Raw genomic sequence first — 23266 nt, 5'->3', positions numbered from 1 at the left:
CTTTTTTGCGCAGGAGAAGACATGAAAGAGCGCATCGGCGCCCCGGCGGGCGCCGCAAGCGAACAGGACCGCATATTCATGCAGCGCACGCTCGCGCTGGCATGGCGGAGCCGCGAGCGGGGACGCCATCCGTTCGCAGCGATCGTGGTCGACGGCGACGGTCGCGTGGTGGCGGAGGCGATGAACAATTCGATGCCGCCGGAGGGCGACCCGACCCAGCACGCGGAGCGGCTCGCCGCGGCGGAAGCGGCGCGCGCCCTGACGCCCGAGGCGCTGGCCGGCTGCACGCTCTACAGCAATGCGGAGCCGTGTGCGATGTGCGCCGGCGCGATCTACTGGTGCGGCATCGGCCGCGTGGTGTACGCGATGTCGGAACAGGCGCTGCTGCGCCTCACCGGCGACCACCCGGAAAACCCCACCCTGTCCCTGCCCTGCCGCGAGGTCTTCGCACGCGGGCAGCGGTCCATCGAGGTGGTGGGGCCGATGCCCGAGATGGCAGCGGAAGCCGCGCAGGCGCATGAAGGATTCTGGAACGGAAATGAAAGCAATGGATGAACTGCTGTTGAACGAATGGCACCCGGTAGCGGCCGGCGAGACGCTGCAGGCGGGCGCGATGCAGCCGGTACGCCTGCTGGAACAGGACCTCATCGTCTGGCGGTCGCAGGACGGTTCGGTGCATGCCTGGGAGGACCGCTGCCCGCATCGCGGCGCGCGCCTGTCCCTGGGCAGGGTGGCCGGCGACCGCGTGGTCTGTCCGTATCACGGCTGGCAGTTCGACACCGCCGGCCAGTGCCGGCTGCAGCCGGCGCATCCCCGCGACACGCCGCCGAAGACGGCCTGCACCCGCCGCTTCCTCGCGCAGGAAGCCTACGGCCTCGTCTGGGTCTGCCTCGGCACGGCGCCGCGCCGGCTGCTGCCTTTCCCCGAGCACGCCAACCCGGCGCTGCGCAAGGTGGTATGCGGTCCCTACCTCGTCCATGCCTGCGGCCCGCGCATCATCGAAAACTTCCTCGACATGGCCCACTTCGGCTTTGTCCACGAGGGCATACTCGGCGATGCGGAACATACCGAGATCACCGACTACAAGGTCGCGGAGTTCGACGACGGACTCGGCGACGACGGCATGAAGGGCGTGATCGCGACCGGCTGCTTCGCCTGGCAGCCGCAGGCCAACCTGCTCGCGGCCGGCGGCTCGATGGTGGAATACACCTACCGGGTCGTGCGTCCGCTGTCGGCCATCCTGACCAAGCTGCCCCAGGCGCAGGACGGCTTTCATGAAGCCATCAGCCTGCACGTGCAGCCGATGGACGAGGAACACTGCCGCGCCTGGATCATCCTCGCCATGACCAACAGCGTCTCCGGCGACGACGAGCTGCGGGCCTTCCAGGACCGCATTTTCCTGCAGGACCTCGCGGTGCTCGAATCGCAGCGTCCGAAGCGCATGCCCCTCGGCCCCGGCATCGAGGTGCCGCAACGCGCCGACCGCCTGTCGGCCGCGTATCGCCGCATGCTCGCGCGCCTCGGCATGCGCTACGGCGTCATCCCCGACGAGGCGGAAAAACCGCCGCGCTGACTTTCCTCAAGGCAGCAAAGGGAGACGCCGCATAAGATGGCCGGGCGTTCCTGTTCTGCCGGCAATCAGTCAGGCGCGCACGAGGCCTGCACGAGAGTGCGGGCCTTTTTTCATTGGCGGACGCAATTCTTGCCGCACGCGCGGTCATTTTTTCCGAAGGAACACCGGATCGGGTGCAACCCGGGGGCTCCGCGGCGGGTCTGCAAATTGCATCCCCCTGGATCTCCGACTCACTTGACGGCCCGCTGCCAGGGCTTGCCCCCGGCCGTCCGCAGAAGAATTGATGCCTGTTCCAGAGGATATTAAAGAGCCGGTTCAGAAGAATCACAACGTGGCAATGCCGCGGAATGAGGCGCCTCAGCTTCCTTGGCTCGCCATTGCATTCATCCTGATTGCCGTTCTCTGGATCGCCACCGAAGCCAGGCTGAGCAACGAGCGGGCGGCCGCCATGGAGCGCGGCGCGATGCGCGCCGCGGCGCTCTCGGATGCGTACTCGGAGCAGATAAGCCGCACGCTGGATGAGATCGACCGCACGACGCTGCTCCTGCGCACCTTATGGCAAGAGAAGCAGGGTGAGCTGAACCTGGCGGCTTATTACCGCAACGGCATCTTCCCCAGCAATTTTTTCAACGCCTCCGTCGCCACCCGGGACGGCAACGTCACCGCGAGCACCTTCGGCCTGCCTAACCCGCTCAACTTCGCGGACAGGGACTGGTTCAGGGCACATCGGGCGGACCGCAAGCTAGGGCTGCTGATTTCGCCGCAGGAAGTCGGACCGCGGAGCGGAAGGCCGATCATTCGCTTCAGCCGCCGGCTGGAGACCCTGACGGGCGAATTCGACGGCGCCACATGGGTGACCGTCGAACCTCCGTATCTCACGACCTTCTACGGCGCCGGCCAGCTCAACCCGGGCGAGTTCATCTCGATCCGGCTCTGGAATGGCTCCGTGCTGGCGACGCGGGTCGGACAGCAGGATGGAAAGCGGCCGATCTTCTATCGGGCCAACCCGGTCTTTTCCACCACCGAAGGCGTGCTGAACGAACCCGGCAACAAGTTCGTCGACGGCGCCGAGCGGCTCGTCGCATGGCAGAAATCGGCGCGCTACCCGGTGGTGGCGATCGTCGGACTGAAGACGGATGAAATTCTGGGAGCGTATCGCGCGAGCGCGGCCGACTGGCGCCTCGCGGCAAGCCTGGTTACCGTACTCCTTGCGGCGGTGGCCGTCGTGGGCATGTGGTTTTCGCGGAAACTCGGCGAGCGCAAGCGGCAGGCTGAGGATACGAAAGAGACCTATCGCCTCGCCGTGGACGCCGCCCAGGAAGGGTTTTACATGCTCAGGCCCATCATGGACGGCACCGGCTATGCGCTCGATTTCCGGATAGAAGACTGCAACGAACGCGCCGCGGCTTTCGCCGGCATGCAGCGCACGGACATGCTCGGCCTGGTACTTTCGAAAGCGCTGCCCGTCGAATATCAGCGCGATACCCTGCGCATCCTGCGCAATGTGATGGAGACCGGCTTCCTGGAAGAGGAATTCCGGGTGCCGGCACTGAAAGGCCGGCAGCCCGCCTGGCTCTACCGGCGTTTCATGCGTTCGGCGGGCGGCATTGCGATGGTGGTGCGCGATATTTCGAGCAGCAAGGCGCATGAACAGGAACTCGTGCAGCTCGCCAACACCGATGCCCTCACCGGCCTGCCCAACCGGCACTGGCTCGTCAATTACCTGCCGCTCGCGCTCGCCCGGGCCGGCAATGCAATGAAGCAGCTCGCCGTTCTCTTCATCGACCTCGACGACTTCAAGAACATCAACGACACGCTCGGCCACGACGCCGGCGACGAGCTGCTCAATGAAGTGGCATTGCGCCTGCGGCAAACGATCCGCGCCAGCGACCATGCGGTCCGCCTCGGCGGCGACGAGTTCACCGTGGTGCTGGAACATCTCGAGGGCGCGAGCGACGTCTCGCGCGTGGCGGACCAGATCATCAAGTCCCTCGGCGCGCCATTCACCGTCAAGGGAATTTCCGGCCAGCGCATACACGCCTCCATCGGCATCAGTACCTATCCGCATAACGGGCGCGACGGCGAGACGCTGCTCAAGCACGCCGATGTCGCCATGTACGCGGCCAAGTCCGCCGGGAAGGGGAGGTATCACTTCTACCACCCCAATCTGTCGGAATCGCTGATCACGCGGCTGAGCCGCGAGCATGCGGTGCGGCACGCGGTGGAGAATGATGAATTCGTGGTGTACTTTCAGCCGCGCTACGGCGTGCAGTCGGGGCGCATGAGCAGCATGGAGGCGCTGGTGCGATGGCAGCACCCGGAACGCGGCCTGCTGTACCCGGGCGAGTTCATCGACGTCGCGGAAGACACGGGACTGATCGTGCGGCTGGGCGAGCTGGTGATCGAGAAAGTCTGCGCGCAGCTCGCCGCCTGGAAGCGGATGGGCCTGCATGTCTCCCCGGTCTCGGTGAACGTCTCGCCGCATCAGCTGAAGGTCGGCAATGTCAGCAGCTATCTCGCCGCCTGCCTGCGCCGCCACGATGTCGAGGCCAGACTGGTCGAGGTGGAACTGACCGAATCGGCGGTCATCGACCAGAGCCGCGGCGTCATCCGGGAATTGCAGGAGCTGCGTGAGCTCGGGGTGAAGCTGATGGTCGACGACTTCGGCACCGGCCATTCCTCGCTCGCGCAGCTGCACAGGCTGGACGTGGACGTCCTGAAGGTCGACAAGGCGTTCACCGACGCGCTCACGTCCGGCACCGAGGGCCAGGTGCTTTTCCAGGCCATCGTATCCATGGCGTCCGCACTCGACATGTGCGTCGTCGCGGAGGGCGTGGAAACGCCGGAACAGCTGTCCATGCTGCGCAAGCTCAACTGCGACGAAGTGCAGGGCTTCCTTTTTTCGCCGGCCGTCCCCGGCGACGCGGTGGCGGCACTGATGGCCCGGCCGGCGCTGTGAGCGGCGCTGCGGGTGCCGGCGGCGCTGCGGGTGCCGGCGGCGCACTGGCCCGCCCGCCGCATCCGGCCGGCTTGCGGCGGCTAGCGCCCGGCGCCCCGCAGGCGCAGCGCGTTCGCGATCACCGATACAGAGCTGAGGCTCATCGCCAGCGCCGCGATCATCGGCGACAGGAGCTGCCCCGTGAACGGGTACAGCAGGCCGGCCGCCAGCGGTATGCCCAGCGCGTTGTAGATGAAGGCGAAGCCGAGGTTCTGGCGCATGTTGCGCACCGTCTCCACCGACAACAGCCGTGCTCGCGCGATCGCGCGCAGGTCGCCCTTGACCAGCGTGACGTGAGCGCTGTTGATGGCCACGTCCGTCCCGGTGCCCATGGCCAGGCCCACGTCGGCCCGTGCGAGCGCGGGACTGTCATTGATGCCGTCTCCGGCCATCGCCACGACTTTGCCCTGTTTCTGCAGGCGTTCGACGAGCTGCAACTTGTCCTGCGGCTTGACCTCGCCATACACCTGCGCGATGCCGAGTCGCTTCGCCACCGACCTGGCCGTCGTCACCCCGTCGCCGGTGGCCATGACGACATTCAGGCCGGCCTCCCTCAGGGTCTGAAGCGCCTCGGGCGTCGTGATCTTCACAGGGTCCGATACCGCCAGCAGCCCGACGAGCTGACCGTCCGCCGCCAGATACATCACGCTCGCACCCTCCGCGCGCAGGTTCTCCGCCTCGCGCGCCAGCACCTTCCAGTCGATCTTCTCCTGCTCCATCAGCGCAGTATTGCCGAGGGCGATGCGGCGTCCGCTGATCGTGCCGCGCACGCCGATGCCGCTGGAAGATTCGAAGGTCTGCGGCTTGTCCAGCGAGATGCCGCGCCTTCTCGCTTCATCCATGATGGCGTGAGCCAGCGGATGTTCACTGCCCTGGTCGATGCTGGCCGCCATCCGCAGTACGTCGACGCCGTCGAAGCCGGGCGCGGCGACAACGCGGTCGAATGCGGGTTTGCCCTCGGTAAGGGTGCCGGTCTTGTCGACGATGAGAGTGTCGATCTTGCGCATGGCCTCGATCGCCGCCGCATCGCGGAAAAGTATCCCCTGCGTCGCGGCGCGGCCGGTGGCGGCCATGATGGACATCGGCGTGGCCAGTCCCAGGGCACACGGACAGGCGATGATGAGCACGGCGACCGCATTCACGAAACCATAGACCCAGCTCGGCTCGGGTCCGAAGACGCCCCAGCCGAGCAAGGTCAGGGCGGCGATGACCACCACCACGAGCACGAAATAGCCGGCGACCACGTCCGCCAGGCGCTGCATCGGCGCGCGGGAGCGCTGCGCATTGGCGACCATCTGCACGATCTGGGAAAGCATGGTCTGCGAGCCGACCTTCTCGGCCCGCATCACGAGGCTGCCGCTCGTGTTGATCGTCGCGCCGATGAGCTTGTCGCCCGGGCGCTTCGTCGCCGGCACCGGTTCGCCGGTCAGCATGGATTCGTCCAGCGCGCTCTCCCCCTCCAGCACCTCGCCGTCGACCGGGACTTTTTCTCCCGGGCGGACACGGAGGACGTCCCCGATATGGACGTGATGAAGCGGCACGTCTTCCTCGACGCAGTCGGCGTTGATGCGCCTTGCGGTCCTGGGCGCCAGTCCCAGGAGCGACCTGATGGCCGCCGAGGTCCGGGAGCGTGCGCGCAGCTCGAGAATCTGGCCCAGCAGCGTCAGCGAGATGATGACCGCCGCGGCTTCATAGTAGACCCCGACCCGGCCATGCATCTGAAACGTGGCCGGGAACAGCCCGGGCGCGACGGTCGCCAGGATGCTGTAGCCGTACGCCGCGCCGGTGCCGGTACCGATCAGCGTCCACATGTTAGGGCTCCGGTTGGCGAGGGATTGCGCCCAGCGCACGAAGAATGGCCAGCCGGCGTACAGCACGACGGGTGTGGCAAGGACGAGTTCCAGCCAGCTCTGGCCCGGCAGGCCGTTCGGGAAGATCCGGTGTCCGAACATCGCCAGGATGGTGACGACGACCGTCAGCGGCAGGGTCCACCGGAAGCGCCGGCGGAAGTCGGCCAGTTCCGGATTCTCTTCCTCCTCGAGCGAGGGCATCAGGGGCTCGAGGGCCATGCCGCACTTCGGGCAGTTGCCCGGCTGCGGCTGGCGGATTTCCGGGTGCATCGGGCAGGTATAGACCGTTCCTTCCGGCGCCGGCATCGCGACGGGTGCCGACGGCTGCGGCTGCAGGTAGGCTTCTGGATCCGCCTTGAACCTGTCCATGCACCTGGTGCTGCAGAAGTGATGGGACTCGCCCTGATACACGACCGTCCTGTCCCGATCGGCCGACACCTTCATGCCGCAGACCGGGTCGGTGAAGGGCTTGTCGACGACGTGCGCGCCGTCATGGTCACCATGAGCATGACCATGATGATGTCCAGGCTCGCCGTGCGCGTGCGCGGCATGCTCATGCCTATGGTCGCGATGGTCGCCATCGTCGCGATGGTCGCGATGGTCGCGATGGTCGTGTGTTCGGTGTTCCATGATCCCCTCCTTGGGGAAAAGCTGCCATTGGATACGCGAGCCGTCTCAGAGCGCGCGCACCGCCGTGACCGGGTAACCGGCCCCTGAAATCGCCGCCTTCAGCTCCTCGAGCCCCACGTCGGCATCGATCCGGACCCGCCTGGCGGCGAGATCGATGTCGACGTTCGCCGCATCATCGAGAGAGAGAACAGCCCGCCTGACGCGGCTTGCGCAACCGCCGCAGGTCATCTTTTCGACTTGAAGCTCAAACATCGGGTACTCCTTTCCTTGACTGTACTCGCAGCGTAGACCTTCCCAACGAGGGAAGGTCAAGGGTTTACGGCGACTCACTTCTTCGTCAGCTTCCACTCCTTCTTCCACTTCAGCATGTCGGCGATTTCCTTCTTCTGCTCCCGGATGATGTCCTGCGACATCTTCTTCAGCTCCGGATGCCCGGCCTTCTTCTGCGCCAGTTCGGCCATCCGGACCGCGCCACGGTGGTGCCTGACCATGGCGTCGATGAAAAGCGCCTCGAAATCGGCCCCGGAGGCGGACGCCATCTTCTCCATCGGCATACCCTTCATCGATTCGGCCATGCCCGGCATCGCCATGTTGACCGCATCGCCCTTGCCCGCGTACCACTGTTGTTTCCAGTCCTGAAGCTGGCTGATTTCCCTCTGCTGGTCGTCCATCATCTTCCTGGCCATCTGCTTGAGTTCGTCATGCCCGGCGCGTTTATCCACGAGTTGCGCCATGTCGATGGCGCTCTGGTGATGCACGATCATCGTGTCGATGAACTGATGGTCGAAGGCAGCCCTGGCCGCATTGGGCGAGCTTTTCATCGTGTCATGGCTCATCGGCCCCTTGCCGCCATGGGCATCGCCGTGCATGCCGGCGTGGCCGCCCTGGGCAAAGACCGGACCGGCAAGCGCCAGAGACACGAGTGCGATCGAAGTGAGATGGGATACACGCATAAGTCCTCCTGGTTGTTGAGAATGTGGGATAAGCCGGAATCTTCTGTTTCCGGAAACGTCCATCGGATCGCCCGGGTATTGCCGTCAGGCTTTCGCAACCTTCACTTTGCCGACCATGCCTGCCTCGAAGTGACCGGGCAGCAGGCAGCCGAAGTCCACCACGCCTGCCTTCGTGAATTCCCAGACGAATTCCTTCTTCTGACCGGGTTCGACACGCACCGCTCCCGGGTCCTCATGCGCGCCGTGCGGGTTTTCCCGCATCGCTTCTGCATGGGCCTTGAGCTGCGCCCGGGTGCCGAGAACAAGCTCATGCGGCAGCACGCCCTTGTTCACCACGACGAAGCGGACGGTATCACCCTGTCTGACGGCGATGTCGGACGGGCCGAAGCGCATGCTGTCGAACATGTCGACGGTGACGGTGCGGGCGACCTTTTTCGCGTCGCCGGGTTTGCCCGCGGCAGCGTCCACGGACGGGCTGGACATCTCCGTCACCGGCGACCCGCGCGGATGCTCATGTTCGCTATGGGCCCAGGCACCGGACATGAAAAGCGTTGCCAGCACGGCGGACAGGAGGCGGTTCGGATATTTCATTTCCATCACATTTCCTTCGATTCATTATCAGTATTGCGTCAACGCCGACGGCGGCAAGGACGCGGGTCGTCGCGCTCGCGCTGGCAGCGGACCAGCGAGCGCGGCATCCGGCAACAGGAGACCCTGGCCGTGAAACACGAAAGGAAATGCGTTACCGCGGAGGCCTGTCGGGACCGGGAGGAATGAATTCAGCGAAGGCGCTGGACGCGGGCGGAAAAGCCGATCGGGACTCCGCGACGGCTACATGAAGCGACGCCGTTGCGGGCGCAGGGGTGCTGACGAAGCACATGCCGCAGTTCGCCGAGGCATGGGAGTGCGACGACTTGTCAGGCTTTGAAGTGTCATGGCCGGTGTGCGCGGCGCCCGGCTTGTCGCAAGGGATGTGCGCGGTCGCCTCCGCCGATGCCGCCTGCGGCTTGCCGCAGGCCGCGCGGACGTTAGCCATGCCGCCGAGGGGCAGCAAAGCCATCAGCAGGTACAGCAGCACAGTCCTGAGAACGCGGTTCAGTGTCATCGCAAGGGCGAAATTCGACTCACAGTCAAAGCATAAACCTTCCCACATGGATAAGGTCAAGTACTTCGTGAACGACAGGCGGAACCCGCGGGCCGAGCCCATCCGCGCCGCCCGTGGATTGACAAAGCGGCATGCGGGATGGCGTCACTCCTGCCCTGAACGATAAAACCCCGGTGCTATAATCGGCGCTCAACTTCTTTCCCCGATTTCACCGTGCGCAAGCTGCTTTGCCTGTTCCTGCTGGTGCTGTTGCCGATGCATGCCTTTGCCATGCAGGGCGGCTGGTACTGGTCCGGAAAAGCGGCTTACAGCATCGCGCATGAAATCGACCACCTCATCGGCGCCGCCCATCATCATGATGACCATCACGGATCCGGGGCGGTCCACTATGACGACTCCGAGGCATCGGCCGAGCATCTGAGCGACCACGCGGCAGCCCACGGCTGTGCCGCCATCCCGCCCAGCGTCACGCCCCTGATCGCAGCCCGGGCTACGCGGACGACGGAGATCCAGCCTCAGCACTACATTCCCGACCCCTTCCCGCAGCGCCTGCAGCGTCCGCCCGCATCCCTCGGTTGATCCGCCGAGGGCATACCCGCACCTGTCCCAGCTTTTCATCACGCATTAGCGTCCGCGCGTACTCGCGCCCTGTGCATCTGCCTTCGGCCAGCTTCGTCTGTTACCGAATGGAGATGGCATGCGTGCTCACTTTTTGATTCATCCTGTTCTTGTCGCGGCCGTGCTTGCCCTGGGCTCACCGCTTGCGCTCTCGGAGACCTTCCCTGAGAGCCTGAAGGCCGCGGTCGACGCGGCATGGCAACGGTCGCCGCAGGCCCGCACCCTCGAGGCAAAGCGCGATGAAATCCTGGCCGGCCAGGAAGCGGCCCGTTCCTGGCTCGCCGGCTCGCCGTCGGTCGGCCTCTCCGAGCGCAGCGACCGCTGGACGGACAAGGCGGGTTCGCGGGAACGAGAACTGGCCGTCGCCGCGCCGGTCTGGATGCCGGGCCAGGTATCGGCGCGGCGCGCGCAAGCCGAAGCGAGCGCCGCGGAGCTCGAGGCCCGGATTGCGCAGGCAAGGCTCGCCCTCGCGGGAGAAGTGCGGGAGCGCCTGTGGGCGGTCGCCGCCGCGAGGGAAATCCTGGCGGAAGCCCGCAACAGACAGACGTACCTTGACGCGACCGCGGACGACGTGATGCGCCGGGTGAAGGCCGGCGACCTGGCCCGGACCGACGGCATGCTCGCCCGGCAGGAAGCCCTGGCCGCGAAGTCGGCCGTCGTCGACGCACAGCTGAAGGTGCGCGATGCGCTGCTCCAGTTCACGATCCTGACCGGCCTGAAAGACATCCCCGAGCCCGCCCCGGAGCCGCTGGCCGCCATGCCGGTCGAGCCGCATCCGCGCCTGCTTGCCTCCACCGCAGCCATCCGGAATGCGCAGGCGGCGCTCGACGTGGTGAGCAAGACCCGGAGCGAACCGCCCACGGTCGGCGTCGGCTACCGGCGCGAACGGGATGCGTCCGGCAGTGAATCCGCGTCGAGCGTCACGCTCGGCATCGAAATTCCGATCGGCACCGCGGCGCGGAACCGTCCGCTGGAGACCGCGGCGAGAACCCAGCTGACCACGGCATCGGCGGAAGCGATGCAGTCGGCGGCTGCCCTGCAGGCCGAAATCGAACTCGCACGCGAACAGGTCGCCGCGTCGGAGCAGGCGCTCGATGCGGCCGCCGCCAGGGCGGAGCTGGCGCGCGAACACGCGCAACTGATCGAGAAGGCGTTCCGTCTCGGCGAACGCGGCCTGAACGAGATGCTGCGCGCCCGGAGCCTGCTGCACGAAGCCGAAGTCGCCGAACGCCAGCACCGCATTGCCGTGGGCCTCTCCCGTGCCCGGCTCAATCAAGCATTAGGAATCACGCCATGAAACCGATGACATTCGCGATGAAACTCATCCTGCTCTCCCTGTTGTTCCCGGTTCTCGCGTTCGCGCACGGCGGCGAAGACCACAGCCACGATGAGGCACCGGGCGCCCGAACCGCTGCGGCCGGACATCCGCGCATCGAGGCCGCGACCGAGAGCTTCGAAATCGTCGGCCATTTGCGGGACGGCGAGCTGTCACTGCTGATCGACCGCTTCGAGACCAATGAGCCTGTCCTGGATGGAAACGTCGAGGTCGAGCTGAACGGCCGGAAAGCGATCGCGACGTACCACGCCGACCACGGAGACTACGCGGTGAGCGACGAAGCATTCATCAGGACGCTGGCCAGCCCCGGCACGCATTCGCTGGTGTTCACGATTTCCGCCGGCGATGAGATGGACCTCATCGAAGCCACGATGGCTGTCGGCGATGATGCGGGCAGCGCCGCGGGCACGAACGCGCCGCCTGTCTCGCTCAGGACCGCCGCCATCGCCGGCATCGTACTCACTCTCATCCTGACGGCGATCGCCATCGCGCTCGCACGCCGCAAGCCTTCCACCGGAAACTGATCATGAACAGGCTCTCACTTTCCATCCTCGGCCTGGTCGCGGCCGGACTGTTTTCCCACACGGCCGTCGCGGGTCCGGGCGCCCATGGCCCCAACGGCGAGCATCTCGATGCGCCGGCGGCCGCCGGCGCCACCGGCCTCGCACGCCTGCCGGATGGCAGCGTCAACGTCCCCAAGCTCGCGCAGCGGCGCATGGCCATCCGTACCCTTGTCGCGAGGGCAGGCGACCATCCGCTGACCGTGGAGCTGAACGGCCGCGTGGGTATCGACCCGAACGCGGGCGGCCGGGTGCAGGCGCCGTTCGCCGGCCGTATCGAGCCGGGGCCGAAGGGACTGCCGGTAGCGGGCCAGCGCGTCGAGAAGGGGCAGGTGCTGCTGTATGTGCGCCCCGTCGCCGCCGCCATCGAACGGGGCAACCAGCAGGCGCAGCTGGTCGAGATACAGACCGGACGCCGTCTCGCGGAGCAGCGCGTCAAGCGCCTCGAGTCGCTGGAAGGAACCGTTCCGCAGAAAGAAATCGAGGCCGCGCGCGCCGAGCTGGCGAGCTTCATCGGCCGTGAAAAAGCGGTGGCCGGCACCGTCAGCGGCAGCGAAGCCGTCACCGCGCCCGCCTCCGGCGTGATCGCCACCGCCGATGCATTGAGCGGCCAGATCGTCGAGGCCCGCGACGTGCTCTTCGACATCATCGACCCGGGCCGCCTGATGGTCGAAGCGGCGACGGCGGACCCTTCTCTCGCCGCCCGCGTCGAATCGGCCACGCTGGCGAACATCCCCGGCGTCGAGCTGAGTTTCCTGGGCGGCGGCCGCAGTCTCCGCGATGGCGCCCTGCCCCTGAACTTCCGCGCGAGCACCAGGGATGCGGCACTCGCGGTGGGCCAGCCGGTCACCGTGGTGGCCAGGCTCAGGGAGGTCGTCAAAGGCATCGCCGTGCCGGCCGAAGCCGTGGTCCGCAATCCGTCCAACGAACCCATCGTCTGGATCAAATCCGGCGCGGAGCGCTTCGTCGCCCAGCCTGTCGAAACTCGCCCCCTGGACGCGACGCGCGTGGTGGTGGTCAAGGGGCTCGGCGCGGACAACCGCGTCGTGGTCTCCGGCGCGGCGCTGATCAACCAGATCCGATAAGGACATCTATGTTCAACTGGATTGTTCGTTCGAGTCTGTCGAACCGGCTGTTCGTGCTGGCGGCCGCTTTCATCCTGGTGGTGTACGGCGCGCTGATGGCCGCCCGCACGCCGGTGGACGTTTTCCCCGACCTGAACAAGCCGGTCGTGACGGTGATGACCGAGGCGGGCGGCATGGCGCCCGAGGAAGTCGAGCAGCTGGTGTCGTTCCCGCTGGAGACCTCGCTCAACGGCATGCCGGGCGTGACGCGCGTGCGCTCGGTGTCCGGCGTCGGACTTTCCATCGTCTACGCCGAGTTCGACTGGGGCACCGACATCTACCGCAACCGCCAGCTCGTCGCCGAGCGGCTGACGCTGGTCAAGGAACAGCTGCCTGGCGATATCACGCCGGTCATGGGGCCGGTCTCGTCCATCATGGGCGAAATCATGCTCATCGCCTTGCCCATCGACGTGTCGAAGGCAAGCCCGATGGCGGCGCGCGAATACGCGGACTTCGTGCTCCGTCCGCGACTGCTGTCGATTCCCGGCGTCTCCCAGGTCATTCCCATCGGCGGCGAGATGCGCCAGCTGCGCGTCGAGCCGGACACGCAGCGCATGGCCCAGTTCGGGGTGTCGCTCGACCAGATCGCCGGCGCGCTGCAGGGCTTCGCCACCAATACCAGCGGCGGCTTCATCGACCTGAATGCGCGCGAATACCTCATCCGCAACCTCGGCCGTACGACGCGTGTCGAGGATGTGAAGGGAATCGCGGTCGCCTTCCGCAACGGCACGCCCGTGTTGCTCGAGCAGGTCGCGTCGGTCCGCTACGCGCCGGCCTTCAAGCGCGGCGACGCCGGCATGAACGGCAAGCCCGCGGTCATCGTCAGTGTTCAGAAGCAGCCGGCGGCGGACACCGTCAGGCTGACCAGGGAAATCGAGGCAGCGCTCGCAGAACTCAGGCAGGGCCTGCCGGCTGGCCTGTCGACGCCGGAAGTCCTCTTCCGCCAGGCCGACTTCATCGAGGCATCGATCGGCAACGTGGTCGAAGCCCTGCGCGACGGCGCGATCATGGTCGCCATCGTGCTGTTTGCCTTCCTGCTGAACGTCCGCACCACCGCCATCTCGCTGATTGCGATTCCGCTGTCGCTCGCCGTCACCGCGCTGGTGTTCCACCTGCTCGGCCAGTCCATCAATGTGATGACCCTCGGCGGCCTGGCGATCGCCATCGGCGAGCTGGTGGACGACGCGGTGGTGGACGTGGAGAACATCCTGCGGCGGCTGAAGCAGCGCCAGCGCGAGGCGCATCCTTCATTGGTGCTCGACACGATCTGGCATGCGTCCGTCGAAGTCCGCTCCGGCATCGTCTACGCGACGGCCATCGTGGTGCTGGTCTTCGTGCCGCTGTTCGCGCTGCCGGGCATCGAGGGACGGCTTTTCGCACCGCTCGGAGTCGCCTACATCGTGTCCATCCTGGCGTCGATGCTGGTCTCGATGACGGTGACGCCGGTCCTGTCGTACTTCCTGCTGCCGCGCATGAAGCAGCTCGGCCACGGGGACAGTCCGCTCGTCCGCCGGCTCAAGTCATGGGATGCGCGGGCGCTGGCATGGTCCTTTCCCCGCGCGCGGCCCATCCTCGCTGCCGCCGCCCTGCTGGTGGTCGCGGCCGCCGCCTCGGTGCCGTTCTTCCCTCGCGCGTTCCTGCCGCCGTTCAACGAGGGCTCGCTCGTGATCGGCATGAGCTTTACGCCGGGGACGTCGCTCGCCGAGGCCAACCGCATGGGCGCGCTGGCCGAAACCCTCATCGGGGAAGTGCCGGAGGTGGCGAAGGTCGGCCGCCGCACCGGCCGCGCAGAACTCGACGAGCATGCCGAGGGCGTGCATTCGTCCGAGATCGACGTGGACCTGAAGCGCTCGCCGCGCGACCGTGAACAGGTGATGGCCGACCTGCGGGCGAAGATGGCGGTGATCCCGGCCTCGGTGTCCATCGGTCAGCCGATATCGCACCGACTCGATCACCTGCTGTCGGGCGTGCGCGCGCAGATCGCGCTGAAGATCTACGGCGACGACCTCGACACCCTGCGCGGCCTGGCCGAGGGCCTGCGCGGGCGGCTTTCGAGCGTGGACGGACTGGTGGACCTGGCGGTGGAACGCCAGGTGCTGATCCCGCAGATCAAGGTGCGGATCGATTATCGCAAGGCGGCCCAGTACGGCCTGTCGCCGGGCCAGGTGCTCAAGTCGCTGGAGACGCTGTCCGAGGGCGACCGCATGACGCAGCTGGTGGACGGCCCGCGCCGCTTCGACCTCGTGGTGCGCCTGCCGGACCAGAGCCGGTCGCCGCAGGATCTCGCGCGCGTCATGCTCGACAGCCCCGGCGGCCGCGTGCCGCTGTCGGCCATCGCCACGGTCGAGGAAGGCGACGGTCCGAATCAGATCGGCCGGGAAAACGGCCGCCGCCGCATCGTCGTGTACGCGAACACGGACGGCTCCGACATGTCCCGCATCATCGGCGACATCCGCGAGGCGGTCGCCGCCACCCGACTGCCGGGCAGCTATTTCGTCAGCATCGAGGGCCAGTTCCAGGCGCAGGAGCAGGCGACGCGGCTCATCGTCGGCCTGTCGCTCGTCTCGCTGGCGATGATTTTCCTGGTGCTGTACTCGCGCTACAGATCCGCGGCGCTTGCACTCGTCATCATGGGCAATATCCCGTTCGCCTTGATCGGCAGCGTGGTGGCGATGTGGGTGGCGGGCGTTTCCCTGTCGGTGGCGTCGATGGTCGGCTTCATCACGCTGACCGGCATCGCGACCCGCAACGGCATCCTCAAGGTCAGCCACTACATCAACCTGTGCAAGTTCGAGGGTGAAAGCTTCGGCACGCAGATGATCGTGCGCGGCTCGCTGGAGCGGCTCACGCCGGTGCTGATGACCGCGCTCGTCGCGGCGTTTGCGCTGGTGCCGCTGCTGCTGGCCGCCGACGCGCCGGGCAAGGAAATCCTGCACCCGGTGGCCGTGGTGATCTTCGGCGGACTGGTCAGCTCGACCCTGCTCGACACGCTGCTGACCCCGCTGATCTTCTGGCTGGTCGGGCGCGGGCCGCTCGAGCGCATCGTCGCCGGCAAGACACGGGAAGCGTACTGAAAGCGGGCCATTGCGGCGGCGCCCGCAGAAGAGCCGCTGCAGAATCCACATGGAGCAAGCAATGAAAAAAGTTCTGGCCCTGGCGGCCATGGCAGCAACGATCGCGGCGTCCGGCCAGGCGCTCGCGCATGGGGAAGCGGCCAGGCATGGCGGCATCGTGCAGGAGTCGAGCAGCGGCATCAGCCTCGAACTGGTGAACCGGGACGGCAAGACCCTGCTTTACGTGGAGGACCACGGCAAGCCGGTCCCGACCGCCGGCGCCTCCGGCAAGCTGACCGTCCTCCACGGCGGCGCCAGGGCGGAAGTCCCGCTGGAACCGGCCGGCGGGAATGCGCTCGTTGCGAAGGGGGATGCAAGGCTGGGCGCGGGCGCCAAAGCGATCGCTTCGGTGACGCTGGCCGACAGGAAGCCGGTGAACGTCCGCTTCGCGCTCAAGTAAGCAGGCTCGCGCATGCCGCGCCGGGCGCTATTGCAGCATCCGGCGTATGCGTTCGCACAGCTCGTGCAGGCTGAACGGCTTGCGGATCAGCTCCTGTCCCGGCTTCAGAAACTCGCCGCGGTTCGCCATGTGCTCGGCATACGCGGTCATGTAGAGCACGCGCAGCCGCGGCAGAGTCTGCTCGGCGGCCTTCACCAGCTCGATGCCGCTCATGTCGGGCAGGCCGACGTCGGTCAGCAGGAGATCGGTCTGCTCGTCGAGCAGCGCCAGCCCTTCCCTGGCCGTTGACGCGAGCAGCACGCGGTAGTCGAGTTCCCTGAGCGTGTCGCTGACCAGGGTGCGCACCTGGTCGTCGTCCTCGACCACCACCACGGTCTGGCGCCCGGCGCCGGCGGCCAGCCCGGCGTCGTGCGTACCGGCGGACTCATCCTCCGCCGGCCCGGTATGGCGCGGCAGATAGATGCGCACGCGGGTACCCTGCATCGGCTCGCTGCGTATGTCGACGGCGCCGCCCGACTGCTTGACGAAACCGTAGACCATGGACAGTCCCAGGCCGGTGCCGCGGCCGGCCGGCTTGGTCGTGAAGAAGGGTTCGAACACGCGGTTCAGCACCTCCCTGTCTATGCCGATGCCCGTGTCCCTGACCTCGATGCCCACGTATTCGCCCCAAGGCAGGTAGGGGCCGGGTGCGGGATGGCCGGCGTCGAACACGGCGTTCTCCACCCGCACCAGCAACTGCCCGCCCTCCGGCATCGCGTCGCGGGCGTTGATGACGAGATTGAGCAGCGCGTTCTCGAGCTGATTGCTGTCGGTCGACGTCAGCCACGACTCTTCGCTTTCGCGTATCGTCAGCTCGATCGACGCGTTCAGCGCCCGCCGCAGCAGATCCTCCATCGCGCGGATCAGGCGGTTGACGTCGGTGGGGCGCGGATCGAGCGGCTGCCGCCGCGAGAACGCCAGCAGGCGATGGGTGAGGGTTCCGGCCTTCCTGGCGGCGGTGGCGGCAGTCTCCACATAGCGCGACAGTTCCGAGATGCGTCCGGCCCGCGCGAGGTGGGAAATGAGTTCGAGCGAGCCGACGATGGCCTGCAGGTGGTTGTTGAAATCGTGCGCGATGCCGCCGGTCAGCTGCCCCACCGCTTCCATCTTCTGCGACTGGCGCAGCGCTTCCTCGGTCATCTGCAGCGCCTGCGCCTGGGCCTTGATGTCGGTGATGTCGCGCGCCATGGCGAAGACGCGCTTGCCGGCGGACGAAGCGGTCCAGGTCAGCCAGCGGTACTCGCCCGACTTGTGGCGGCAGCGGATCTCGAAGCGCAGCGTCTGGTAGCCGCCCCCGGCGTGACGCCCGATCTCGTCGAAGGTCCGCTGCAGATCGTCGGGATGCACGATGTCCCCGAGATGCTTCGACACGAACTCTTCCCGCGTCCAGCCAAGCACGGCGACGATGGAGGGATTGGCATCCATCAGCCGGCCGGTGACCGTCAGCACGACGAGCAGGTCGGGCGCGGTCTGCCAGATCTGGTCGCGTTCGGCGGCGATCGCCGCCACCCGGCGTTCCAGTTCCTGCGACGCGGCCGCTTTTTCCAGCGCATGCCAGGCGCGCTTGGCCAGCTCTTCGGCGAGCGCGATGTCCTCGGGTTCCCAGAGCCTGTCGGCGGCATCGGCCACGACGAACAGCGCGCCGCCGCGGCCGGGCACGGCGATGCGCGCCGGGTGGCGCGAGAAGCTGTCGGCGCCGCTTCGTCCCGCGTAGTCGACCACGCTGGTCCGGCCGCTGACGAGCGGCTCCAGGCCGGCCGGCACGAGCGCGTCCGGCGTCACGCGCGCCGTCGCGACCGAGCCGGGCGTGGCGACGACGGCGTCCGCCTCCGCGCGGCCCGCCACCGGCTGCGCGAGAACCGCGAGCGGCGCCCGCAGGTAATCCAGCATCAGCGCCGCGCTGGTGCGCCGGATCTCGTCGACGTCGGCCAGGCTCCTCAGCATGTCGTCGAAGCTCAGCAGCTGCGACTGGCGCCGCTGGGACAGCTGCAGGGCGGCTTCGGCGATCTTCCTGTCGTGGATGTCGACGCTGTGGCCGAACCATTCCGCCACCTGGCCGGCGTCGTCCCTCAGCGCCTCGGCCCGTATCAGGAACCAGCGGTAGGTGCCCTTGCGGCTGCGCAGGCGCGCCTCGGTCTCGTAGAACTGGCCGCTGCGCAGCGCTTCGTTCCAGGCGGCCAGGACACGCGGCTTGTCGGCGGGATGCAGGGCGCGCGCCCAGCCATCCTGCAGCGCATCCTGGATCGCCTGGCCGGAATAACGGGTCCACTGTCCGTTCAGATAAGTGAGGTTGCCGCTGGCGTCGCCCAGCCAGGTAATGCCCGGCGCGAATTCGGCGAGCTGGCGGAAACGGGATTCCCTCGCCTGCAGGCGGCTGTTGGCCTCCCGCAGCTCGTTTTCGATCTGCTTGAACGCGCTGATTTCGTAGCAGACGCCGACGAATCGCTCGTGGTCGTCCCGCAGCTCGCGCACGAAGCGCCCCTTGCGTGCCAGCCATCGCTGGCGGCCGGCGCCCGCCTGCGCGAGACGGCATTCGAGATACCAGTCGCGGCGAACCACGCCCGACTCGTCGACCGCGAAGAAGCGCTCGCGGTCGTCGGGATGCAGGACGACGGCCAGCTCGGCCGCCTGGAAACGCTCGCGCCTTTCAATGCCCCACAGCTGGCAGAACTGGTCCGATGCGACCACTGTACCGGTGGCGGGCGTGTATTCGTAGGTCCCGACCTCGCCGGCCTGCTGCGCCACATCGAGGTGTTCCTTGATCAGGCGCTCCTGCGTCCTGTCGCGCAGTATCTTGGCAAAACCCGCCAGTTCGCCGTCCAGGTGCAGCGCCGTGGTCTGGCCCAGCGCCCAGAACTGGCTGCCGTCCTTGCGGACGTGCCATCTCTCGTCAGCGGTCACGCCATGGCGTTGCGCCTCGCGCCGCTCCGCGTCGGGCGCTCCGGCGGCGGCGTCCTCGGGCGTGAAAAGCATGTCGACGCTGCGCCCGACGGCCTCCTCCCGGCGCCAGCCGAGGACGGCCTCGGCCGCCGGATTCCAGTCGGTGATGACGCCGCGCGGATCGAAGATGATGTGCGCGAAGTCTCCGGTGCGGGCCAGTGCGAGCAGCGCTCGCTGCTCAGGCAACAGGTTGGCAAGGGCTTTTTCCTTGGCGCGGGACGTCATCTGCGGGCATCATTTCCATTTTGATAAGGTGAGACAGGCGGTGCGCTGCCTTTGTTTCAGCTATTTGGCAGGATTCAGCCGCGGATCGGGTTGCGGCAGCGGCAACGAGGCGCGCGGTCCAGTTGCGCGTTGTCAATCCCGCGACTGTCCGGCCGCGGGACGGGAGGAGGATGACGGGAAGGGGCTACAGCGCCCGCGTCTGTTGCGGCGGCGGCGGCTCGGCGAAGGGCGCGCGGCTGTCGAGCCTGTCTTCGATGCTGGCTTCGAGCTGCCCGTGCGCGCGAAGGTAATCGCGCACTTCCCGCAGCCAGAGGCGCTTGTCGCTCAGGCCGGAATCGTCGCCGAGGGTATAGGTATTGCGATCGCCGAACAGATGCCCGGCATCGGCCGGCGGCAGGCGGAATACCTGGGCCATGACTTCGGCGACCGTCTTGCCCTCGGCCTCGCCCTTGAAGACGAGGGTGCCGTCGTCGTCGGACGGCGCCAGCCCGAGCGCATTGAAATCGGGATGACGGGCCAGCCAGCCGGCGGGCGAGCAGACCGTGCCGTGCTCCAGGCTCGCGCCACGCGCGGAACAAAGGCTGGCCAGATCGATGGCTGTCTCGGGGATGCCGTCGATGATGGCGTAGGCGTCTTTCAGCAGTTCGAAATCCGGGCCGGTGTCCATGGGCTGTCCTTTCTGTCTGCGCAAGAGGGTTGCGGGCGGGTCGCGCCGCCTGATGTAGACATTGGGGGAGAGGCAGTGTTTCATGCGGGCCGCCGGAAGGGGAAGGCCGCCGGACACGGCATGGACGCAGGCAAAAAAGGCAAAAAAAACCCGCAGACCTTGCGGCTGCGGGTGAATCCAATTCAAGGAGAGTTGGAGGAGACGAATGAATGGTACTGCACCGCACAAAAACTTTCCTCTTTCGGTTATGAATACCACCTATTCCCGCAGCTTATGACAGCGGGATTACCCCGAAGAAAAGAAGTGTTGTAAGCAACAGTTCGCGAGGGTAAGATTTCCCGACATCGGGAGCGGCTCGCCGCAGACCCCGGAATGACGCCGGCAGTCGATGACTGAAAGGGAGGTGCGGTATGTGGATCACAGGCTGCCTCGCAACGGCTGACCGGGCACGGCTTCTCTCACGCCCGCGCCGCGCTTCGCGCTCCTCGATCGGCGTCCGCACGGGACCGCGCTGATGCACGCGCTGAAAAACCGCGCACAGGATGTCGCGATCTGCGGGATCGTCGCCCTGTTCCTGTGCGGCGTGCTCGCGGTGTCGACGACGCTGATCGTCAACGGTCGGCGCGACGCCCTCGACGCCGCGAGCGAGCAGTTGTCGCGCACCGCGGCCACCGCGGAAACCGCGGTCGCGCGCGGTCTCCTGTCGGCCGCCGCCTGCCGCCGATCGCCCTGCCGACGGGACCCGCCGCCAGCGCCGTGTCGTCCGGCGACGCCACGAGCCGGCTGAGCGCCGTCCCGGCGCTGCTCGCCGCGCGACCCGTCCCCGGCCGCGACATTCTCGTGGTGACCGCCATCCCCGACCGCATCGCGCTCGCCGCGTGGCATACCAGGCGCGACAGGGTGATCGCCGGCGCCGCACTGTTCGCCGCGCTGTTCGTCATCACCGCCATCCTGGCCAGGACCTACCTCCAGCGCCTGCGCGCGGCCCGTTCGGAGACCGAGCGCTCCCGCCTGCTGCTCGACCAGGCACTGGGCGCGATGACGACAGGCTTTCTGCTGCTCGACGGCGAGGGCAAGGTGGTGACATGGAACGGAAGGCTGTTCGCGCTATACCCCTGGCTCGAACCCGTCCTCGCGCCGGGCCTGCCTTATCGACGGGTGCTGGAGGCGACCGCCGTCCAGGTGCTGCCCGCTGCCGGGGAACGCGAGCACGACAGCTGGGTGGAGTGGGCGCTGAACCGGTGCGGGGCCGCCGAAGCCGAGCATGAACAGACGCTGCCCGACGGCCGGACGCTGCGGGTCTCGCGGCGCCCGACAGCCGATGGCGGCATCGTTTTCACGGTGTGGGACGCGACCGCCGAAAAACAGCAGGGCGTCGAGCAGCGCATCGCGGCAACCGCCTTCGACACCCATGGAAGCATGCTGATCACCGACGCCGCCGGCATCATCCTGCGCGTCAATCAGGGGTTTGTGAACGCTACCGGTCATGCTGCCGCGGAAGCGGTCGGGCAAACGCCGCACTTCCTGAAATCCGACCGCCACGCCGCCGGCTTTTACGAAACGATGTGGAAGGACCTGCGCCGCAACGGCATATGGCAGGGCGAGGTGTGGATCCGGCGCAGGCACGGCGAGGCATATCCGGCGTGGGTGACCATCACGGCGGTCAGGGGCGACAACGGCGCGATCAGCCACTATGTCGCGGTACTCACCGATCTGAGCGAACGCAAGGCGGCCGAGGAAGAAATACAGATGCTCGCCTATTACGATCCGCTCACGCGGCTGCCGAACCGGCGCCTGCTGATCGACCGCCTGCAGCGCACGCTCGCCGCGAGCGCGCGCAGCGGACAGAATGGCGCGCTGCTGCTGATCGACCTCGACGACTTCAAGACCCTCAACGACACGCTCGGCCACGACGTCGGCGACATGCTGCTGCTGCAGGTCGCGCAGCGACTCGCTGCCTGCGTGCGCGACGGCGACACGGTGGCGCGGCTGGGCGGGGACGAGTTCGTGGTGGTCCTGCACGAACTGGGCGGCGATGCGCGCGACGCGGCTTACCAGACCGAGGCCTTCGCCGCGCGCATGCTCGGCGCGCTGAACCATCCCTTCCTGCTCGGCACGCATGAATACCGCAGCACGCCGAGCATCGGCGCGGCGCTGTTCACCGATCACCTGATGACGCCGGAAGGCTTGCTCAAGCGCGCCGACATCGCGATGTACCAGGCAAAGAAGGCCGGCCGCAATAGCTTCCGTTTCTTCGACCCGGACATGCAGGCGGCGGTGGAAGCGCGCGCCGAAATCGAGCGCGGGCTGGCGCAGGCGCTGGCGCTGCGCCAGTTCCAGGTGTACCTCCAGCCCCAGGTCGACAGCAGCGGCATGGTGGTCGGGGCCGAGGCGCTCGTCCGGTGGCGGCACCCGGCGCGCGGGCTGGTGCCGCCGAATGAGTTCATTCCGCTGGCCGAAGAATCCGGGCAGGTCGTCGCCATCGGCGCCTGGGTGCTCGAAACCGCCTGCGCCTGCCTCAAGCGGTGGGAATCGGACCTGCGCAAATGCCACCTCGATCTGGCGGTCAATGTCAGCGCGCGCCAGTTCCGCCACCCCGGCTTTGTGCAGCAGGTGATCGCCACGGTCACGGCCAGCGGCATCGATCCCGGCCGGCTCAAGCTTGAACTGACCGAGACCCTGCTGCACGACGATATCGACGAGACCGCGCAGCGCATGCATGCCCTGCGCGCCCTTGGCGTGCATTTTTCGATGGATGACTTCGGCACCGGCTATTCGTCGCTTTCCAATCTCAAGAAACTGCCGCTGGATCAGCTCAAGGTCGACAAGAGCTTCGTGGCCGACATCGCCGCCGACCCGGACGACCTGGTGCTGGTGCAGACCATCATCGCCATGGCATACAACCTGGGCATGCAGGTCATCGCCGAGGGCGTGGAGACCGAAGAGCAGCGCGAGCTGCTGCTGCGGCGCGGCTGCAGCCACTTCCAGGGATACCTGTTCGGCAAGCCGATGCCTATCGAAGAATTCGAAGATTTACCGGAGCTGCGGCCGCTGGCTCCGCTGATGCTGGACAGCGCGGACGAGCAGGCTGCCGCACGATTGCCACACTGACGCCGGCGAAGGTTGCCCTCGGGC

At 67.1% G+C, this 23266-nt stretch carries 19 protein-coding genes; 12 read left to right on the top strand and 7 right to left on the bottom strand.

What is annotated here, in order from left to right; genetic code table 11:
- Positions 1 to 21: 21 nt before the first annotated feature.
- The 3 genes from NCCP691_RS16840 to NCCP691_RS16830 all read left to right on the top strand — a co-directional run bounded on the left by NCCP691_RS16840 (position 22) and on the right by NCCP691_RS16830 (position 4532).
- On the top strand, positions 22 to 555 hold the full coding sequence (locus NCCP691_RS16840; protein ID WP_220809723.1) for a nucleoside deaminase: 534 nt from the start codon (positions 22 to 24) through the stop codon (positions 553 to 555).
- Positions 539 to 1573 carry a Rieske 2Fe-2S domain-containing protein gene (locus tag NCCP691_RS16835; protein WP_238482476.1) on the top strand — a complete coding sequence of 345 codons (1035 nt, stop codon included), beginning with the start codon at positions 539 to 541 and terminating at the stop codon, positions 1571 to 1573. The genes NCCP691_RS16840 and NCCP691_RS16835 overlap by 17 nt, the downstream gene beginning before the upstream one ends.
- 337 nt (positions 1574 to 1910) lie before the next feature.
- Entirely contained in the window at positions 1911 to 4532 is a 2622-nt protein-coding gene (locus NCCP691_RS16830; protein WP_238482484.1) for a bifunctional diguanylate cyclase/phosphodiesterase, read from the top strand.
- Between the two features lie 80 nt (positions 4533 to 4612).
- Here the strand turns inward: NCCP691_RS16830 and NCCP691_RS16825 are convergent, their stop codons facing one another.
- The 5 genes from NCCP691_RS16825 to NCCP691_RS16805 form a co-directional block, all read right to left on the bottom strand.
- On the bottom strand, positions 4613 to 7051 hold the full coding sequence (locus NCCP691_RS16825; RefSeq protein ID WP_220809721.1) for a heavy metal translocating P-type ATPase: 2439 nt from the start codon (positions 7049 to 7051) through the stop codon (positions 4613 to 4615).
- Positions 7052 to 7096: 45 nt separating this feature from the next.
- Positions 7097 to 7303, bottom strand: a complete 207-nt coding sequence (locus NCCP691_RS16820; protein ID WP_220809720.1) for a heavy-metal-associated domain-containing protein — start codon at positions 7301 to 7303, stop codon at positions 7097 to 7099.
- 74 nt (positions 7304 to 7377) lie between these two features.
- Positions 7378 to 8004 (bottom strand): DUF305 domain-containing protein, encoded by a 627-nt coding sequence (locus NCCP691_RS16815; protein WP_220809719.1) that lies wholly within the window; start codon positions 8002 to 8004, stop codon positions 7378 to 7380.
- Between the two features lie 84 nt (positions 8005 to 8088).
- A complete protein-coding gene (locus NCCP691_RS16810) occupies positions 8089 to 8601 on the bottom strand; it encodes a cupredoxin domain-containing protein (protein ID WP_220809718.1) in 513 nt (170 codons plus the stop codon).
- A 145-nt stretch (positions 8602 to 8746) separates the two neighbouring features.
- Positions 8747 to 9211 (bottom strand): DUF2946 family protein, encoded by a 465-nt coding sequence (locus tag NCCP691_RS16805; protein ID WP_220809717.1) that lies wholly within the window; start codon positions 9209 to 9211, stop codon positions 8747 to 8749.
- Positions 9212 to 9322: 111 nt separating this feature from the next.
- Here NCCP691_RS16805 and NCCP691_RS16800 point away from each other — a divergent pair, with 111 nt between their 5' ends.
- From NCCP691_RS16800 to NCCP691_RS16775, 6 genes are all read left to right on the top strand, one after another.
- The gene (locus tag NCCP691_RS16800; protein ID WP_220809716.1) at positions 9323 to 9688 is read left to right on the top strand and encodes a hypothetical protein; all 366 of its coding nucleotides are present in this window, start codon (positions 9323 to 9325) and stop codon (positions 9686 to 9688) included.
- Between the two features lie 118 nt (positions 9689 to 9806).
- A complete protein-coding gene (locus tag NCCP691_RS16795; protein WP_220809715.1) occupies positions 9807 to 11024 on the top strand; it encodes a TolC family protein in 1218 nt (405 codons plus the stop codon).
- A 17-nt stretch (positions 11025 to 11041) separates the two neighbouring features.
- The gene (locus NCCP691_RS16790; protein WP_220809714.1) at positions 11042 to 11587 is read left to right on the top strand and encodes a hypothetical protein; all 546 of its coding nucleotides are present in this window, start codon (positions 11042 to 11044) and stop codon (positions 11585 to 11587) included.
- A 2-nt stretch (positions 11588 to 11589) separates the two neighbouring features.
- On the top strand, positions 11590 to 12708 hold the full coding sequence (locus NCCP691_RS16785) for an efflux RND transporter periplasmic adaptor subunit (RefSeq protein WP_220809713.1): 1119 nt from the start codon (positions 11590 to 11592) through the stop codon (positions 12706 to 12708).
- An 8-nt stretch (positions 12709 to 12716) separates the two neighbouring features.
- A complete protein-coding gene (locus NCCP691_RS16780) occupies positions 12717 to 15821 on the top strand; it encodes an efflux RND transporter permease subunit (RefSeq protein WP_220809712.1) in 3105 nt (1034 codons plus the stop codon).
- Between the two features lie 61 nt (positions 15822 to 15882).
- Positions 15883 to 16260, top strand: a complete 378-nt coding sequence (locus NCCP691_RS16775) for a hypothetical protein (protein ID WP_220809711.1) — start codon at positions 15883 to 15885, stop codon at positions 16258 to 16260.
- 27 nt (positions 16261 to 16287) lie between these two features.
- On the opposite strand, the gene NCCP691_RS16770 is transcribed toward NCCP691_RS16775, so the two are convergent.
- Positions 16288 to 19464: a PAS domain S-box protein gene (locus tag NCCP691_RS16770; RefSeq protein ID WP_220809710.1), complete on the bottom strand. Its 3177-nt coding sequence runs from the start codon at positions 19462 to 19464 to the stop codon at positions 16288 to 16290.
- A gap of 184 nt (positions 19465 to 19648) precedes the next feature.
- Positions 19649 to 20131 carry a hypothetical protein gene (locus tag NCCP691_RS16765; RefSeq protein WP_220809709.1) on the bottom strand — a complete coding sequence of 161 codons (483 nt, stop codon included), beginning with the start codon at positions 20129 to 20131 and terminating at the stop codon, positions 19649 to 19651.
- 120 nt (positions 20132 to 20251) lie between these two features.
- Between NCCP691_RS16765 and NCCP691_RS16760 the strand changes: the two genes are divergently transcribed.
- From NCCP691_RS16760 to NCCP691_RS16750, 3 genes are all read left to right on the top strand, one after another.
- Positions 20252 to 20443, top strand: a complete 192-nt coding sequence (locus NCCP691_RS16760) for a hypothetical protein (RefSeq protein WP_220809708.1) — start codon at positions 20252 to 20254, stop codon at positions 20441 to 20443.
- 202 nt (positions 20444 to 20645) lie between these two features.
- A complete protein-coding gene (locus NCCP691_RS16755; protein WP_220809707.1) occupies positions 20646 to 20918 on the top strand; it encodes a hypothetical protein in 273 nt (90 codons plus the stop codon).
- Positions 20888 to 23242 carry a putative bifunctional diguanylate cyclase/phosphodiesterase gene (locus NCCP691_RS16750; RefSeq protein ID WP_220809706.1) on the top strand — a complete coding sequence of 785 codons (2355 nt, stop codon included), beginning with the start codon at positions 20888 to 20890 and terminating at the stop codon, positions 23240 to 23242. The genes NCCP691_RS16755 and NCCP691_RS16750 overlap by 31 nt, the downstream gene beginning before the upstream one ends.
- The last annotated feature ends 24 nt before the right edge of the window (positions 23243 to 23266 follow it).

It is taken from the genome of Noviherbaspirillum aridicola (genome assembly GCF_019656455.1).
GTDB classification, from domain to species: domain Bacteria; phylum Pseudomonadota; class Gammaproteobacteria; order Burkholderiales; family Burkholderiaceae_D; genus Noviherbaspirillum; species Noviherbaspirillum aridicola.
Note: the sequence above shows the minus strand (reverse complement) of the source record. Positions and strands in the feature narration are given on the sequence as shown.

Coding starts and splice junctions, on each gene's coding strand:
- NCCP691_RS16825 (WP_220809721.1), bottom strand. CDS start 7,051: ATGGAACACCGAACACACGACCATCGCGACCATCGCGACCATCGCGAC.
- NCCP691_RS16780 (WP_220809712.1), top strand. CDS start 12,717: ATGTTCAACTGGATTGTTCGTTCGAGTCTGTCGAACCGGCTGTTCGTG.
- NCCP691_RS16830 (WP_238482484.1), top strand. CDS start 1,911: ATGCCGCGGAATGAGGCGCCTCAGCTTCCTTGGCTCGCCATTGCATTC.
- NCCP691_RS16810 (WP_220809718.1), bottom strand. CDS start 8,601: ATGGAAATGAAATATCCGAACCGCCTCCTGTCCGCCGTGCTGGCAACG.
- NCCP691_RS16760 (WP_220809708.1), top strand. CDS start 20,252: ATGGACGCAGGCAAAAAAGGCAAAAAAAACCCGCAGACCTTGCGGCTG.
- NCCP691_RS16755 (WP_220809707.1), top strand. CDS start 20,646: ATGCACGCGCTGAAAAACCGCGCACAGGATGTCGCGATCTGCGGGATC.
- NCCP691_RS16765 (WP_220809709.1), bottom strand. CDS start 20,131: ATGGACACCGGCCCGGATTTCGAACTGCTGAAAGACGCCTACGCCATC.
- NCCP691_RS16770 (WP_220809710.1), bottom strand. CDS start 19,464: ATGACGTCCCGCGCCAAGGAAAAAGCCCTTGCCAACCTGTTGCCTGAG.
- NCCP691_RS16795 (WP_220809715.1), top strand. CDS start 9,807: ATGCGTGCTCACTTTTTGATTCATCCTGTTCTTGTCGCGGCCGTGCTT.
- NCCP691_RS16815 (WP_220809719.1), bottom strand. CDS start 8,004: ATGCGTGTATCCCATCTCACTTCGATCGCACTCGTGTCTCTGGCGCTT.
- NCCP691_RS16785 (WP_220809713.1), top strand. CDS start 11,590: ATGAACAGGCTCTCACTTTCCATCCTCGGCCTGGTCGCGGCCGGACTG.
- NCCP691_RS16840 (WP_220809723.1), top strand. CDS start 22: ATGAAAGAGCGCATCGGCGCCCCGGCGGGCGCCGCAAGCGAACAGGAC.
- NCCP691_RS16805 (WP_220809717.1), bottom strand. CDS start 9,211: ATGGGCTCGGCCCGCGGGTTCCGCCTGTCGTTCACGAAGTACTTGACC.
- NCCP691_RS16775 (WP_220809711.1), top strand. CDS start 15,883: ATGAAAAAAGTTCTGGCCCTGGCGGCCATGGCAGCAACGATCGCGGCG.
- NCCP691_RS16790 (WP_220809714.1), top strand. CDS start 11,042: ATGAAACTCATCCTGCTCTCCCTGTTGTTCCCGGTTCTCGCGTTCGCG.
- NCCP691_RS16835 (WP_238482476.1), top strand. CDS start 539: ATGAAAGCAATGGATGAACTGCTGTTGAACGAATGGCACCCGGTAGCG.
- NCCP691_RS16820 (WP_220809720.1), bottom strand. CDS start 7,303: ATGTTTGAGCTTCAAGTCGAAAAGATGACCTGCGGCGGTTGCGCAAGC.